Below are 14,291 nucleotides of genomic sequence, written 5' to 3'. Positions count from 1 at the left end.
CAATTGCGACGGGGTGAGCGATCACCCTTTCGTGTGCTTTTCACCAAAGACCTCAAGGGAGTTGAAGACGACGCCGACAAAGGATGCGTGAGTACCCTTGCGCACACCATGATGACCGCCGCCCGCTCCTCAGACTCCGGTCTGGTCGGCCCGGGCGAACTCGACCGCTACCCCTACACCGACGCCCCGGTGAACGGCCGGGTCGGAGCGCCCGCCTGGGAGGGAGCGGACCCCGAGCTGGGCCGCGTGGGCCGACGCCCCGCAGGCAGCCGCGGGCGCGGACTGCACGGCCAACTCGTTCAGCAGCTGGGTCAGATGATCGTATCGGGCGACCTGGGGGCCGACCGCCCGCTCGTGCCCGAGGAGATCGGCCAGCGTTTCGAGGTCTCCCGTACCGTCGTCCGGGAGTCCCTCCGCGTCCTGGAGGCCAAGGGCCTCGTCAGTGCCCGCCCGAACGTCGGTACGCGCGTGCGTCCCGTCAGCGACTGGAACCTCCTGGACCCGGACATCATCGAGTGGCGGGCCTTCGGGCCGCAGCGCGACGATCAGCGCCGCGAGCTGAGCGAGCTGCGCTGGACGATCGAGCCGCTCGCCGCCCGCCTCGCCGCCGGGCACGGACGCGAGGAGGTGCAGCAGCGACTGTCCGACGTGGTCGAGATCATGAGTCACGCCATGGCGCAGGGTGACGCGCTGACGTTCTCGCGTGCCGACACCGAGTTCCACGCGCTGCTCATCCAGATCGCCGGCAACCGCATGCTGGAGCACCTCTCCGGGATCGTCTCGGCCGCTCTTCAGGTCTCCGGGAGCCCGGTCACGGGCTGTGACCGGCCGAACGAGGCATCCCTCGCGCTGCACGCGCGGATCGTCGACGCGCTGGGCACCGGCGACGGCACGGCGTCGGAGACGGCCATGCGCCAGCTGCTCACCGTCCACCCCGACGTAGAGCGCGTGGTTCCCGCTCCGCGCGAACACTGACCCGTTCTCCAGCGGTGCGGTCGTCGGTGTGCCGCGGTGTCGTGGCCGTCGCGACGGCCGGGCTCGGGGACTGGCCGTCGCCGGCCCCCGCCGGAATCCTTGGAGTCCGGCGGGGCCCGGCGTCGCCCCAACCGACTGCGATCGGCCCCGGCCGACGGGCGGCTGCGCAGGTGATCCTTTATGCCAGTCTTCGACCGCTTATGACGGCTTACGGGGTGTGACTCGGGCCACGCAGATTGGGCGTAACGCTCGTGGGAGCAGCGCGATGACCTAAGAGGTGACAGCCGCGGAGGGAATACGGACGCCTGGCAAGGGCGCTGTGCATCTTCCCGGCCCCCGCCCGCTCCGTCGGCCCACCCCCGGCCGATGGTCGGCTCCTGTCCGCTGTGGACGGGGCCGGAAGCCGTTTTCCAACGTTCCGAGAGGTTGTTCGTGTCGGCCAGCACATCCCGTACGCTCCCGCCGGAGATCGCCGAGTCCGTCTCTGTCATGGCTCTCATTGAGCGGGGAAAGGCTGAGGGGCAGATCGCCGGCGACGATGTGCGTCGGGCCTTCGAAGCCGACCAGATTCCGGCCACTCAATGGAAGAACGTACTGCGCAGCCTCAACCAGATCCTTGAGGAAGAGGGTGTGACGCTGATGGTCAGTGCAGCAGAGCCCAAGCGCACCCGAAAGAGCGTCGCAGCGAAGAGCCCGGCCAAGCGCACCACCACCAAGACGGTCGCGGCGAAGACGGTGACCACCAGGAAGGCCACCGCCACCACGGCGGCCCCGGACGCGTCCGCCGCCCCGGCCGCCGACGAGCCCGCCGAGGACTTCGCGCCCGCCAAGAAGGCCGCAGCCAAGAAGACGACCGTCAAGAAGGCGGCCGCGAAGAAGACCGTCGCCAAGAAGACGACCGCGAAGAAGACCGCGGCCAAGAAGGACGACGCCGAAGTGAGCGAGGACGAGGTCCTCGAGGAGACCAAGGCCGCCGACGAGCCCGAGGGCACCGAGAGCGCGGGCTTCGTCCTGTCCGACGAGGACGAGGACGACGCTCCCGCCCAGCAGGTCGCCGCCGCCGGTGCCACCGCCGACCCGGTCAAGGACTACCTCAAGCAGATCGGCAAGGTCCCCCTGCTCAACGCCGAGCAGGAGGTCGAGCTCGCCAAGCGCATCGAGGCCGGTCTGTTCGCCGAGGACAAGCTGGCCAACGCCGACAAGCTCGCCCCGAAGCTCAAGCGCGAGCTGGAGATCATCGCCGAGGACGGCCGCCGCGCCAAGAACCACCTTCTGGAGGCCAACCTCCGTCTGGTGGTCTCGCTGGCGAAGCGCTACACCGGCCGCGGCATGCTGTTCCTGGACCTCATCCAGGAGGGCAACCTCGGTCTGATCCGCGCGGTCGAGAAGTTCGACTACACCAAGGGCTACAAGTTCTCCACGTACGCCACCTGGTGGATCCGGCAGGCGATCACCCGCGCCATGGCCGACCAGGCCCGCACCATCCGCATCCCGGTGCACATGGTCGAGGTCATCAACAAGCTGGCGCGCGTGCAGCGCCAGATGCTCCAGGACCTGGGCCGCGAGCCCACCCCGGAGGAGCTGGCCAAGGAACTCGACATGACCCCGGAGAAGGTCATCGAGGTCCAGAAGTACGGCCGTGAGCCCATCTCGCTGCACACCCCGCTGGGCGAGGACGGCGACAGCGAGTTCGGTGACCTCATCGAGGACTCCGAGGCCGTGGTCCCCGCCGACGCGGTCAGCTTCACGCTGCTGCAGGAGCAGCTCCACTCCGTCCTGGACACCCTGTCCGAGCGCGAGGCCGGCGTCGTCTCCATGCGTTTCGGTCTCACCGACGGTCAGCCGAAGACCCTCGACGAGATCGGCAAGGTCTACGGCGTGACGCGTGAGCGCATCCGCCAGATCGAGTCCAAGACCATGTCGAAGCTGCGCCACCCGTCGCGTTCGCAGGTGCTCCGCGACTACCTCGACTAGGTCCCGGTCGTACGACGCCGAAGGCCCGGCCCCCCTCGGGGTGCCGGGCCTTCGTGCTGCGCGCGACGGGCACCTGAATGACTCTGGGTGTTCCAGTACCGCCCCAGAGTGAGGAAGCCGTATGCGCCGTTCGATTGCCCGGGCACTGATCGGGCCCCTGGCCCTTGTGGCCGTGATGACCGCCATACCCCTGACCACCTCGGCATCCGCGGCCACCGGCGGTGTGGTCGTCGGCGGGTTCCCGATAGACGTCTCGCAGGCCCCGTGGACCGTGGCGCTGTCGAGCCGTGACCGGTTCGGGGGTACGCGGGCGGGGCAGTTCTGCGGCGGTGTGGCGGTCTCGCGGACCACCGTGCTCACCGCGGCCCACTGCATGGCCGATGAGGTTCTGGGGGCGCCCCCGAACCGGGTGCGCGACCTGAGGGTCATAGCGAGCCGTACGGACCTGCTGTCCACCGAGGGCGAGGAGGTCGCCGTACGGGACGTCCGGGTGAATCCGCGCTACGACGTCGCGGCCAGCTCCGGTGACTTCGCGGTGCTCACTCTCGCCGAGCCGCTGCCGCGCGGCGCCGTTGTGGCGATGGCACCCGAGGGCGATCCCGCGTACAAGCCCGGGACGGGCGCCCTGGTCTCCGGATGGGGTGACACCACGGGCGGCGGGGCGTACCCACGCCACCTCCACGCCGCACGCGTACGGGTGCTGGCGGACGACGTCTGCGCCCGCGCCTATCCCGGCGGTCCGGACGGAACTTATCGGGCCGAGACCATGCTCTGCGCGGGAGAGCCCGTCGGCGGCCCGGACGCCTGCCAGGGCGACAGCGGGGGCCCGCTCGTGGCATCGGGCCGGCTGATCGGGCTGGTGTCCTGGGGGAGCGGATGCGGGCAGCCCGGAGAGCCCGGTGTCTACACACGGGTGTCCGACATCCTCCGAAGCCTGGGAGGGCCGGCTGCGGGTCCCCAGCGGCCCGGAAAAGGCTCCTGAGGGCTTCACGGAGGCACGAGCATGGGCGGCCGCTCCTGGAAGAGGAGCGGCCGCCCGTTCACCGGCCTGTGCCGAGGTTGGCTCGTCGTGGGTGCGAGATTCAGCGCTCTTCGTCAGAAGTGGTGCTCGGAGCGGACGTCAGCCGCTCCGTCTCGTCCTGTATCTCAGCGGCGATCTTCTTGAGTTCCGGCTCGAACTTGCGACCGTGGTGGGCGCAGAAGAGCAGTTCTCCGCCGCTGAGCAGGACGACGCGCAGGTATGCCTGGGCGCCGCAGCGGTCGCAGCGATCGGCGGCCGTCAACGGGCTCGCGGGGGTCAGAACAGTAGTCACGTCGCCTCTTCTCTAGCTCGACGAGCTGTCGTACCAGGGTCAACATCCAACCAGCCCGAAAACGTTCCCGCTCGTGGCTTTTCCTCGAAAAAATCTTTCCGGGGCGGCTGTCTGCTGCCGGTTGGCGGCGAATGTGCCGTAGTACGTGTCTTGTGTGCTTACGGTTTCGCGCAGGTATCCGGTCTCTGTCCTCCCGGCTGGGTTGCCGGTTGTTCATGAGGACGTGCCCGGAGCCTAAATGGTTCATGCCTCCAATGGAACGTGATGTGGACTTCACCCCATCGAGGGATCGAACATTCATACGACTGTGGACTAGGGTGAGATTTCGAGGAGGGTGGCGTTACAACGGCTCTACCAGGCCTCGGTACCCTCTGAGCGGCAACCGAAGCCGCCCCCTTACCCACAAGGGGGTCACCTGAAATTCAGCGAGGAGCGAACCGCGTGACCGCCGATACGTCCGTGCCGTCCACAGCGCTGCTGGCAGGAGCAGACCGGGACGGTTCCAATTACACCGCGCGGCACCTGCTCGTCCTCGAGGGCCTCGAGGCCGTGCGGAAGCGCCCGGGCATGTACATCGGCTCGACCGACAGCCGCGGTCTGATGCACTGCCTGTGGGAGATCATCGACAACGCCGTGGACGAGGCCCTGGGTGGCTACGGCGACCACATCGAGGTGATCCTCCACGACGACGCCTCCGTCGAGGTGCGGGACAACGGCCGCGGCATCCCCGTGGACGTGGAGCCCAAGACCGGCCTGTCCGGCGTCGAGGTCGTGATGACCAAGCTCCACGCCGGCGGCAAGTTCGGCGGTGGCTCCTACGCCGCCTCCGGCGGTCTGCACGGCGTCGGCGCCTCCGTGGTCAACGCCCTCTCGGCCCGCCTCGACGTCGAGGTGGACCGCAGTGGACACACCCACGCCATCAGCTTCCGGCGCGGCGTTCCGGGGGCCTTCCGAGGGAACGGCGCCGACGCCAAGTTCGAGGCCGGGAGCGGCCTGGCCAAGGGCAAGAGGATCCCGAAGACGCGTACCGGTACACGCGTGCGGTACTGGGCCGACCGGCAGATCTTCCTGAAGGACGCCAAGCTCTCCCTGGAGACGCTGCACCAGCGTGCCCGGCAGACCGCCTTCCTGGTGCCGGGCCTGACCATCGTCGTCCGGGACGAGTTCGGACTCGGCGAGGGCGGCAGCAAGGGCGAGGAGTCCTTCCGCTTCGACGGCGGCATCAGCGAGTTCTGCGAGTACCTGGCGAACGACAAGGCGGTCTGCGACGTCCTCCGCTTCTCGGGGCAGGGCACCTTCAAGGAGACCGTCCCGGTCCTGGACGAGCACGGCCAGATGACCCCCACCGAGGTCACGCGTGAGCTCGGCGTCGACGTCGCGCTGCGCTGGGGGACCGGCTACGACGCGAAGCTGCGGTCGTTCGTGAACATCATCGCCACCCCCAAGGGCGGCACCCACGTCGCCGGCTTCGAGCAGGCCATCACCCAGACGATGAACGAGGTGCTGCGCGCGAAGAAGATGCTGCGCGTCGCCGAGGACAACATCGTCAAGGACGACGCCCTGGAGGGTCTCACCGCCGTCGTCACGGTGCGCCTCGCCGAGCCGCAGTTCGAGGGCCAGACCAAGGAGGTCCTCGGTACCTCGGCGGCCCGCCGCATCGTGAACACCGTGGTCACCAAGGAGCTGAAGGCGTTCCTGACCTCCACCAAGCGGGACGCGGCCGCCCAGGCCCGGGTCGTGATGGAGAAGGTCGTCGCCGCGGCCCGCACCCGGGTCGCGGCCCGCCAGCACAAGGACGCGCAGCGGCGCAAGACCGCCCTGGAGTCCTCGTCCCTTCCGGCCAAGCTCGCCGACTGCCGCAGCGACGACGTCGACCGCAGCGAGCTGTTCATCGTCGAGGGCGACTCGGCGCTCGGCACGGCGAAGCTGGCCCGGAACTCCGAGTTCCAGGCACTGCTGCCCATTCGCGGCAAGATCCTCAACGTGCAGCGGTCGTCGGTGACCGACATGCTCAAGAACGCCGAGTGCGGCGCGATCATCCAGGTCATAGGGGCGGGCTCGGGCCGCACCTTCGACATCGACGCGGCCCGCTACGGCAAGATCATCATGATGACCGACGCCGATGTGGACGGGTCCCACATCCGCTGTCTGCTGCTGACGCTGTTCCAGCGCTACATGCGGCCCATGGTCGAGTCCGGGCGGGTCTTCGCCGCGGTGCCGCCACTGCACCGCATCGAGCTGATCCAGCCGAAGAAGGGCCAGGACAAGTACGTCTACACGTACTCGGACCGTGAGCTGCGCGACAAGCTCATGGAGTTCCAGAGCAAGGGCGTCCGGTACAAGGACTCCATCCAGCGCTACAAGGGTCTGGGCGAGATGGACGCCGACCAGCTGGCCGAGACCACGATGGACCCGCGCCACCGCACCCTGCGCCGGATCAACCTCTCCGACCTGGAGGCCGCCGAACAGGTCTTCGACCTGCTCATGGGCAACGATGTGGCGCCGCGCAAGGAGTTCATCTCCGGCTCGGCGGCGACCCTGGACAGGTCGCGGATCGACGCCTAGCCCCGGCGCCCGGCGTCGGCCGGCCGGTCCGCTCGAGGTGAGCGGACCGGCCGACCGCCATGTGGCCCCCCAGGCGTGTACGTCGGTCAGAGCCGGGGTCTCTTCACCCAACGGTCGGTCATGCCGTCTCTCCACCTGTGGGTGGAGACGGACCGGCCCCCTGATTCCACCCGCGATCCACCCCCGCTCCGATCTCCCGACCGGCGGCTTTCCGTAGCTTCGATGGTGTCGGCGGCACCCGCTCCCGACACCACCTTCCCGCTCACGGAGGCAGTGATGTCCGGGTTCCTCAACGCGCTGGTGATCGTGGCCGTCGCCGCCGTGGTGATCGTGCGGCAGTTTCGCGCCCGCGCGATCGGCACGGACCGGCGCTGGTGGCTGCTGCCCGTGATACTCGCTGTGGTGGCGCTGCGTGAACCCGGCATACTCGACGACCACCACCCCACAGCCTCGGCCACCCTGCTCGCCGTCGAACTGCTCATCGGTGTGGTCACGGGCGCCGGCTGGGCCTGGACCACGCGGATCTGGACGGCGTCGGACGGTGTCGTGTGGACCCGGAGCACCAAGGCCAGCGCCGTCGTCTGGCTCGTCGGCATAGCCCTGCGAGCCGGCGTCTTCGCCCTCGGCGCCGCGTCAGGCGTACACCAGGACAGTTCCGCGCTGATGCTGGGCCTCGCGTGCACGCTGCTGGTGCGCGCCGGGATCCTGGCCTGGCGGGCACAGTCCCTCGGCGCCTGGAGCCGCCCGGCCCCCGCTGACGGTGACGACATGCGGCTCGCGTGGAAGGAGCGCGTGTGACGGAGAACGCTCTGAACCGCTGGCCGAGCCGGGAGGCGCTCGACCGGGCGGGCACCAGCAGGCCCCGGCGGATGCTCGCCTGGGCGGTCCGGTTCCTGGTACTCGCCCTGCTGCTGTGGGGCGCTGTCAGCCAGAGACACGTCGGCATCTGGGGTGCGCTCGCGGCCGCGGCGGGAGTACTGCTGGCCGGCCTCGTCTCCTGGGCGTTCTTCCACACCACCTACGAGCACCGGCTGGCGTCTTCGCTCATGCTCATGGCGGTGCTCCTGAGCATCGCTGTCACGGCCGAGGCCACCGGGTTCAGAGGACCGGCCCTGGTGATCTGGTGCGGTTGCGGAGTCTCCGCCCTGGAGCGCCTGCCCCTGGGTGCCGCGTTGCCGGTGACGTCCGTGGCGCTGGCCTCGTTCTCCGCCTTCAACAACGACGTGTGGCTCACCACGGCCGCCACGGTGGCGGGCATGGCCCTCGCCGGATATGTGCTGCGGCTCGACGCGGAGGCCCGGGGAGGCGCACAGCGGCTGCTCGCCCAGGAACGCGCCGCCCGGGCCGCCGAGGCGGAGTCGGCGGCGCTGGCCGAACGGGCGAGGATCGCCAGGGAGATCCACGACGTGCTCGCGCACAGCCTCTCGGCGCAGTTGGTGCACCTGGAGGCCGCCCGGCTGCTGATCGAGCGCGGCGCGGACCGGGACCAGCTCCTGGAGCGGGTGGTGGCCGCCCGGGGCATGGCCCGTGACGGCCTCGCCGAGACCCGGCAGGCACTGAGCGCGCTGCGTGGCGAGCTGACCCCGCTGGAGGAGTTCCTGACCGGACTCGTCAGTGCGGCCGACGGTGCCGATGTCACCGTCACGGGTGAGCGCAGACCTCTGCCGGCCGAGGCGTCGCAGGCCGTGCGACGGGTCGCGCAGGAGGCGCTGACGAACGTCCGCAAGCATGCCCAGGGTGCCAAGGTGCGGCTGCGGCTCGACTACGGCGAGCACGAAGTGACACTGAACGTACGGGACTCGGGTGGTCGTCCGGGCGAACTCACGGGGGCCGGTGGCGGGTACGGTCTGCGGGGGATGCGGGAGCGCGCCGAGCTGCTGGGCGGTTCGCTCGACGCGGGACCGGACGAGGAAGGGTTCGTGGTGACGCTGAAGGTGCCCGTATGACGGAGACGGGGGAGAGGAAGCCCGCGCGGGTCGTGGTCGCAGACGATCAGACCGTGGTCCGGGAAGGCATCGTGATGCTGCTGGGTCTGCTGCCCGGTCTGGAAGTAGTGGGATCCGCCGGGGACGGCGAGGAGGCGGTGCGGCTGGTCGCCGAACTCGCCCCGGACGTGGTGCTGATGGATCTGCGGATGCCGCGCTGCGACGGAGTGGAGGCCACGCGCCGGATCCGGTCGGAGTACCCGGGGACCCAGGTGGTGGTGCTCACCACCTTCGGTGACGACGAGTCGCTGTTCCCCGCGCTGCACGCGGGAGCCCGCGGTTATCTGACCAAGGATGCGGGCGGCGACGAGATCGTGCGGGCCGTGGAGAGCGTTCTGTCGGGAGAGGCGGGACTGTCGCCGAGCGTCCAGCGCCGCCTGCTGGAGAGGCTGTCGGAGCCCACGCCCGCACCCGCCGTGACCGAGGCGCCCGACGGGCTGACCGCGCGGGAGGCCGAGGTCCTGGTGCTGATCGCCGAGGGGCTGACCAACCAGGAGATCGCGCGCCGGCTGCACGTCTCCACGGCGACCGTGAAGACCCACATCAACAATCTCTTCGCCAAGACGGGCCTCAAGGACCGGGCGCAGGCGGTGCGTTACGCCTACGCGAAGGGGCTGGTGCGGCCCCCCGTGAAATGAGTCACCTAATGGGGTGAAGTGTCCTGGGAAGAGAAGTCACGGATCTTCCCGGTCTGTCCATCCTTGGGTATGCAGTCAAGCGACGGTCGTGCCCGGGGAGCCGGGGACGGTGCCGGGAGTTCGGCCGGGAATCACGATGACCACGGCACGGTCTCCCGCGAGGTGAGGTACGAGGACCCCTGGTACGACGCCCTGGCTTCCGGCTGGGGTGAACCGGACGGCACCGGCACGCCGGCCCGGGCCGTTCCGGCCGCGCGCGGGGAGTGGGACGCGGCGGCGGTCCGGGCCCGCGACGTGTATCTCGAGGTGCAGCGCAGCGAGGCCTTCCAGGAGGTCCGCGGCCGGTACCGGAGGTTCGTGGTGCCGGGTGTCGCCGCCTTCCTGGTCTGGTACGTGGGTTACGTGGTCACCGCGACGACCGCTCCGGGGCTCATGGCCAGGCCGGTGGTGGGGGCGGTGAACGTGGGGATGCTGGCCGGGCTCGGTCAGTTCCTCAGCACCTTCCTGCTCACCTGGGGCTATGCCCGGCATGCTCGGCTGCGCCGGGACCGGCTCGCGCTGGAACTGCGTTGGGACACACAAGAACTGACCCGTGGAGCCCGAGGAGGCGCCTCGTGACCGGCGAACACCAGACACTGGCACTGCTGCTGTTCAGCGGGTTCGTGGCCGTCACCCTGGCCATCACGACGTGGGTGAGCCGCAGACGGCACGGTTCCGCGGAGGAGTTCTACGCCGGCGGGCGGTTGTTCTCCCCGATGGAGAACGGTTTCGCGGTCGCGGGTGACTACGTGTCGGCCGCCTCCTTCCTCGGGGTCACCGGGCTCATCGCGCTGTACGGGTACGACGGTCTGCTGTACGTGGTGGGCTTCCTCGTGGCCTGGCTGGTCGTGCTGTTCCTGGTGGCGGAACTGGTGCGCAACTGCGGGCGGTTCACGCTCGCCGACGTGGTCGCCGCGCGGATGAGCGAGCGACCGGTGCGGATCGCGGCGGGAACCGCCTCGGTCACTGTGTCCGTTCTGTATCTGGTGGCCCAGATGGTGGGCGCCGGCAGTCTGGTGGCACTGCTGCTGGGGCGCACGAGCGGGACGGCCCAGGCGTGGACGGTCATCGCGGTCGGCGCCCTCATGGTGACGTATGTGTCACTGGGCGGCATGCGGGCCACCACCTGGATCCAGATCGTGAAGGCGGTCCTGCTGCTCAGCGGGACGGTCGCGCTGACCGTGCTGGTGCTGGTGCGCTTCCACGGCGATCTGGACCGGCTGCTGGTCACGGCGGCCGAACGCAGCGGCCATGGCGACGCGTTCCTGGCGCCGGGGCTGAAGTACGGCGGGAGTTGGACCGCCCGCCTCGACTTCATCAGCCTGGGCCTCGCCCTGGTGCTGGGCACGGCGGGTCTGCCGCACATCCTCTCCCGCTTCTACACCGTGCCCACCGCGCGGGCCGCCCGCCGCTCCGCGGTGTGGTCCATCGGCCTGATCGGCGGCTTCTACCTGATGGCGATCGTGCTCGGCTTCGGGGCCGCCGCCGTGGTGGGACCCGAGGCCCTGCGCCGCTCCAACGCGGCCGGGAACACGGCGATGCCCCTGCTCGCCCTCGATCTCGGCGGAGGCGTCGGCTCCACGGGCGGGACGGTGCTGTTCGCGGTGGTCGCCGCCGTCGCCTTCGCGACGATCCTCGCGGTGGTCGCCGGGATCACCCTCGCCTCCTCGGCGTCCGTGGCCCATGATCTGTACGCGTCGCTGCGGCGTCCGCACGCCAAGGTGCGCGGCGAGGTCGCCGTGGCCCGTCTCGCGGCCGTGGGCATCGGCGTCGTCGCGATCGCGCTCGGTCTGCTGGCCCGCGATCTGAACGTCGCCTTCCTCGTCGGTCTGGCCTTCGCCGTCGCCGCGTCGGCGAACCTGCCGGTGCTGGTCTACTCGCTGTTCTGGCGTGCCTTCACCACACGGGGTGCGGTGTGGGCCGTATACGGCGGACTGATCCCGGCTCTCGTGCTGGTGCTGCTGTCCCCGGTGGTGTCCGGCAGCCCCGGTTCGCTGTTCCCGGACCTCGACCTGCAGTACTTCCCGCTGCAGAACCCGGGCATCGTCTCCATCCCGCTGGGCTTCTTGGCCGGCTGGCTGGGCACGGTCACCTCGGACGAGGTCGCCGACGAGGCCAAGTACGCGGAGACCGAGGTACGGTCGCTGACCGGCGCGGGCGCCGTATAGCAGGGGCAGGGGCAGGGGCAGGGGCAGGCGCAGGCGCACCGCGCGCGGGCGCCGTTCGGCGCGGTGGCCGACGGGCACCGGCGCTTACGGCGCCACCCATGCGTACCGGTGTTCCGGGCGGCCGGTGTCCCCGTACTTCAGGGAGAGGCTGAGGCGGCCCGCCTGTTCCAGGTGGCGGAGGTACCGCTGGGCCGTGGAGCGGCTCAGGCCGGTGCGCGCCGCGACCTCGTGGGCGGACAGCGGCTGGTCCGCGCCGTGCAGCACATCGCAGATGAGGTCCGTGGTGGGTTCCGAGTGGCCGCTGGGCAGGCCAGGCGCGAACGGCGCGGGAGAGGTGCGCAGCGCGCCGAAGATCCGGTCGACCTGCTCCTGACCCGTCAGCCCCCGGCCACCAACACGGTCGACGGTGCGGCGCAGGGCAGCGTAGGAGTCCAGGCGGGTGCGCAGGGCGGCGAAGGTGAAGGGCTTGACCAGATAGTGCAGGGCGCCCAGGCGCATGGCCTGCTGGACGGTCGTGACATCGCCGGCCGCCGTGATCATGATGACGTCGGTGCCGTGTCCTTGCTCCCGCATGCGGTGCACGAGTTCGAGACCGGTCCGGTCCGGCAGGTAGTGGTCGAGCAGGACCAGGTCGATGGCGGCGCGTTCGAGGGCGGCCAGAGCCTGTGCGGCGCTGTGCGCGCGGGCGGCCACCCGGAAACCGGGAACCTTTCCCACGTACTTGGCGTTGATCTCTGCGACGCGGAAGTCGTCGTCCACGACCAGGACGTCAATCATCGGGCCTCTCCTTCAAGGCCGGCGAGCGTTAAGCCCGTGTTTCGGCTCCGCAGTTGTAACGCGAGCAAAATGAGCACAACAGGTGCTTGCGAGCAAAAGAACGGCATGTGCTCACAAGACTGCTGCTGTGGCCGGGGCCACATCTACCGTCCCGGGCCATGAGCACAGACACCAGCCCCGCCATCGAGCTACGGGGCGCGAGCAAAACCTTCAGGACCCCGTCGGGGGGTCTGCACACGGCCGTGCGCGGCCTGGACCTCACCGTGCGGCGCGGCGAGTTCGTGGCCGTCGTCGGGCCGACCGGCTGCGGGAAGTCCACCACGCTGACCCTGGTCAGCGGCCTGGAGGAGCCCAGCGAGGGCGAGGTGCTGGTGGCCGGGGAGCCGGTCGACGGCGTCGGTGACAAGGTCGGCTTCGTCTTCCAGCAGGACGCCACCTTCCCCTGGCGGACGGTGCTGTCCAACGTGATGGCGGGTCCCCGCTTCCGGGGCGTGCCCAAGGCGGAGGCCAAGCAGAAGGCCCGCGAGTGGCTGGCCCGGGTCGGTCTCGCGGCCTTCGAGGACCGCTATCCGCACCAGCTCTCCGGCGGCCAGCGCAAGCGCGTCGCCCTCGCCGCCACCTTCGTCAACGACCCCGAGATCCTGCTGATGGACGAGCCGTTCTCGGCGCTCGACGTGCAGACCCGTGCGCTGATGTCTGACGAGTTGCTGGAGCTGTGGGAGGGCACGGGCGCCTCGGTCGTCTTCGTCACCCACGACCTGGAGGAGTCCATCGCGCTGGCCGACAAGGTCGTCGTGATGACCGCGGGGCCCGCGACCGTGAAGCAGGTCTTCGACATCGATCTGCCGAGGCCGCGCAAGGTCGAGTCGGTACGGCTGGAGCCGCGGTTCATCGAGATCTACCGCGAGATCTGGGAGTCCCTCGGCGAAGAGGTCCGCATCACCCGGGAAAGGGGTGCCGCGAATGTCGCCTGAGGTGCTCAGCACGCCGGTCGTCGACACGGTGAAGGTTCCGGGCCGCGCGGAGTCGCGGGCTCAGGCCGCCCGCAGACGCAAGGTGGTCGTCACCGCCGCGCGGGTGATCCTCCTGGTGGCCGTGCTCGGTCTGTGGGAGGCGCTGTCCCGCGCCAAGGTCATCGATCCGTTCAACTTCTCGATGCCCTCGAAGATCTGGGACCAGATCAACACCTGGGTGATGCACGGGACCGCACAGGGCTCTCTGGGCGAGCAGATCTGGTACACGCTGCACGAGGCGCTGCTCGGCTGGGCCATCGGTGTCGTCGCCGGTGTGGTGTTCGGTATCGCGCTGGGGCGGATCGCCTTCCTCGCCGATGTCCTCGGTCCGTACATCAAGGTCCTCAACTCCCTTCCCAGGATCGTCCTGGCCCCGATCTTCGTGATCTGGTTCGGCCTGGGTCCCGCCTCCAAGATCGCGTCGGCCGTGGTGCTGGTGTTCTTCCCGGTGTTCTTCAACGCCTTCCAGGGCGCCCGCGAGGTCGACCGCAACCTGGTCGCCAATGCCCGGATCCTCGGCGCGAGCGACCGCAAAGTGACGCTTCAGGTGGTCGTGCCGTCGGCGACCTCCTGGATCTTCACCAGCCTCCACGTCAGCTTCGGCTTCGCCCTCATCGGCGCCATCGTCGGCGAGTACATCGGCGCCACGAAGGGCATCGGCCTGCTCGTAGCCGCGTCCCAGGGCACCTTCAACGCCGCCGGCGTCTACGCGGCGATGGTCATTCTCGCGGTCGTCGCACTCGTCGCCGAGGGCTTGCTGACCTTCGCCGAGCGCCGCATCTTCCGGTGGAAGCCGGCGAACTCCGACCACTGAGCCCGGGCCGTCGCCGAGCGCCGCCGTGCA

The 14,291-nt window shown here is 69.7% G+C and carries 13 protein-coding genes; 11 read left to right on the top strand and 2 right to left on the bottom strand.

Annotation, left to right across the window (positions count from 1 at the left end; all coding sequences use genetic code 11):
• Positions 1-87 precede the first annotated feature (87 nt).
• The 3 genes from ACFVVO_RS06465 to ACFVVO_RS06455 all read left to right on the top strand — a co-directional run bounded on the left by ACFVVO_RS06465 (position 88) and on the right by ACFVVO_RS06455 (position 3,931).
• On the top strand, positions 88-975 hold the full coding sequence (locus ACFVVO_RS06465; protein WP_390052223.1) for a FadR/GntR family transcriptional regulator: 888 nt from the start codon (positions 88-90) through the stop codon (positions 973-975).
• Positions 976-1,407: 432 nt separating this feature from the next.
• Positions 1,408-2,949, top strand: a complete 1,542-nt coding sequence (locus ACFVVO_RS06460) for an RNA polymerase sigma factor (RefSeq protein WP_390052221.1) — start codon at positions 1,408-1,410, stop codon at positions 2,947-2,949.
• A gap of 121 nt (positions 2,950-3,070) precedes the next feature.
• On the top strand, positions 3,071-3,931 hold the full coding sequence (locus ACFVVO_RS06455) for a serine protease (RefSeq protein WP_390052219.1): 861 nt from the start codon (positions 3,071-3,073) through the stop codon (positions 3,929-3,931).
• A 100-nt stretch (positions 3,932-4,031) separates the two neighbouring features.
• Here ACFVVO_RS06455 and ACFVVO_RS06450 read toward each other — a convergent pair whose 3' ends face one another.
• Positions 4,032-4,262 (bottom strand): hypothetical protein, encoded by a 231-nt coding sequence (locus ACFVVO_RS06450; protein ID WP_390052217.1) that lies wholly within the window; start codon positions 4,260-4,262, stop codon positions 4,032-4,034.
• Positions 4,263-4,703: 441 nt separating this feature from the next.
• Between ACFVVO_RS06450 and ACFVVO_RS06445 the strand changes: the two genes are divergently transcribed.
• The 6 genes from ACFVVO_RS06445 (at position 4,704) to ACFVVO_RS06420 (ending at position 11,657) form a co-directional block, all read left to right on the top strand.
• Positions 4,704-6,827 carry a type IIA DNA topoisomerase subunit B gene (locus ACFVVO_RS06445; RefSeq protein WP_390052215.1) on the top strand — a complete coding sequence of 708 codons (2,124 nt, stop codon included), beginning with the start codon at positions 4,704-4,706 and terminating at the stop codon, positions 6,825-6,827.
• A gap of 276 nt (positions 6,828-7,103) precedes the next feature.
• Positions 7,104-7,625, top strand: a complete 522-nt coding sequence (locus ACFVVO_RS06440; protein WP_390052213.1) for a DUF1453 domain-containing protein — start codon at positions 7,104-7,106, stop codon at positions 7,623-7,625.
• Positions 7,622-8,773: a sensor histidine kinase gene (locus ACFVVO_RS06435; RefSeq protein WP_390052211.1), complete on the top strand. Its 1,152-nt coding sequence runs from the start codon at positions 7,622-7,624 to the stop codon at positions 8,771-8,773. The genes ACFVVO_RS06440 and ACFVVO_RS06435 overlap by 4 nt, the downstream gene beginning before the upstream one ends.
• On the top strand, positions 8,770-9,450 hold the full coding sequence (locus ACFVVO_RS06430; protein ID WP_390052209.1) for a response regulator: 681 nt from the start codon (positions 8,770-8,772) through the stop codon (positions 9,448-9,450). Before ACFVVO_RS06435 ends, ACFVVO_RS06430 begins: the two co-directional genes overlap by 4 nt.
• Positions 9,451-9,612: 162 nt before the next feature.
• On the top strand, positions 9,613-10,068 hold the full coding sequence (locus tag ACFVVO_RS06425) for a DUF485 domain-containing protein (RefSeq protein WP_390052208.1): 456 nt from the start codon (positions 9,613-9,615) through the stop codon (positions 10,066-10,068).
• The gene (locus ACFVVO_RS06420; RefSeq protein ID WP_390052206.1) at positions 10,065-11,657 is read left to right on the top strand and encodes a cation acetate symporter; all 1,593 of its coding nucleotides are present in this window, start codon (positions 10,065-10,067) and stop codon (positions 11,655-11,657) included. The genes ACFVVO_RS06425 and ACFVVO_RS06420 overlap by 4 nt, the downstream gene beginning before the upstream one ends.
• Before the next feature lie 84 nt (positions 11,658-11,741).
• Here the strand turns inward: ACFVVO_RS06420 and ACFVVO_RS06415 are convergent, their stop codons facing one another.
• Complete coding sequence (locus ACFVVO_RS06415) at positions 11,742-12,434, bottom strand: response regulator (protein ID WP_390052204.1); 693 nt, start codon at positions 12,432-12,434, stop codon at positions 11,742-11,744.
• A gap of 158 nt (positions 12,435-12,592) precedes the next feature.
• On the opposite strand from ACFVVO_RS06415, the gene ACFVVO_RS06410 reads away from it, so the two are divergent.
• The gene (locus tag ACFVVO_RS06410) at positions 12,593-13,408 is read left to right on the top strand and encodes an ABC transporter ATP-binding protein (protein ID WP_358936660.1); all 816 of its coding nucleotides are present in this window, start codon (positions 12,593-12,595) and stop codon (positions 13,406-13,408) included.
• Complete coding sequence (locus ACFVVO_RS06405; protein ID WP_390052202.1) at positions 13,398-14,261, top strand: ABC transporter permease; 864 nt, start codon at positions 13,398-13,400, stop codon at positions 14,259-14,261. The genes ACFVVO_RS06410 and ACFVVO_RS06405 overlap by 11 nt, the downstream gene beginning before the upstream one ends.
• Positions 14,262-14,291: the final 30 nt, after the last annotated feature.

Source organism: Streptomyces sp. NPDC058145, assembly GCF_042884245.1.
Lineage (GTDB): Bacteria > Actinomycetota > Actinomycetes > Streptomycetales > Streptomycetaceae > Streptomyces.
The sequence above is the reverse complement of the archived record's forward strand: the minus strand, read 5'-3'. Positions and strand labels throughout refer to the sequence as shown.

Bases quoted from the DNA above. Each gene is read 5' to 3' on its own strand.
- ACFVVO_RS06455 (WP_390052219.1), top strand. From the start codon at position 3,071: ATGCGCCGTTCGATTGCCCGGGCACTGATCGGGCCCCTGGCCCTTGTG.
- ACFVVO_RS06440 (WP_390052213.1), top strand. From the start codon at position 7,104: ATGTCCGGGTTCCTCAACGCGCTGGTGATCGTGGCCGTCGCCGCCGTG.
- ACFVVO_RS06430 (WP_390052209.1), top strand. From the start codon at position 8,770: ATGACGGAGACGGGGGAGAGGAAGCCCGCGCGGGTCGTGGTCGCAGAC.
- ACFVVO_RS06415 (WP_390052204.1), bottom strand. From the start codon at position 12,434: ATGATTGACGTCCTGGTCGTGGACGACGACTTCCGCGTCGCAGAGATC.
- ACFVVO_RS06410 (WP_358936660.1), top strand. From the start codon at position 12,593: ATGAGCACAGACACCAGCCCCGCCATCGAGCTACGGGGCGCGAGCAAA.
- ACFVVO_RS06405 (WP_390052202.1), top strand. From the start codon at position 13,398: ATGTCGCCTGAGGTGCTCAGCACGCCGGTCGTCGACACGGTGAAGGTT.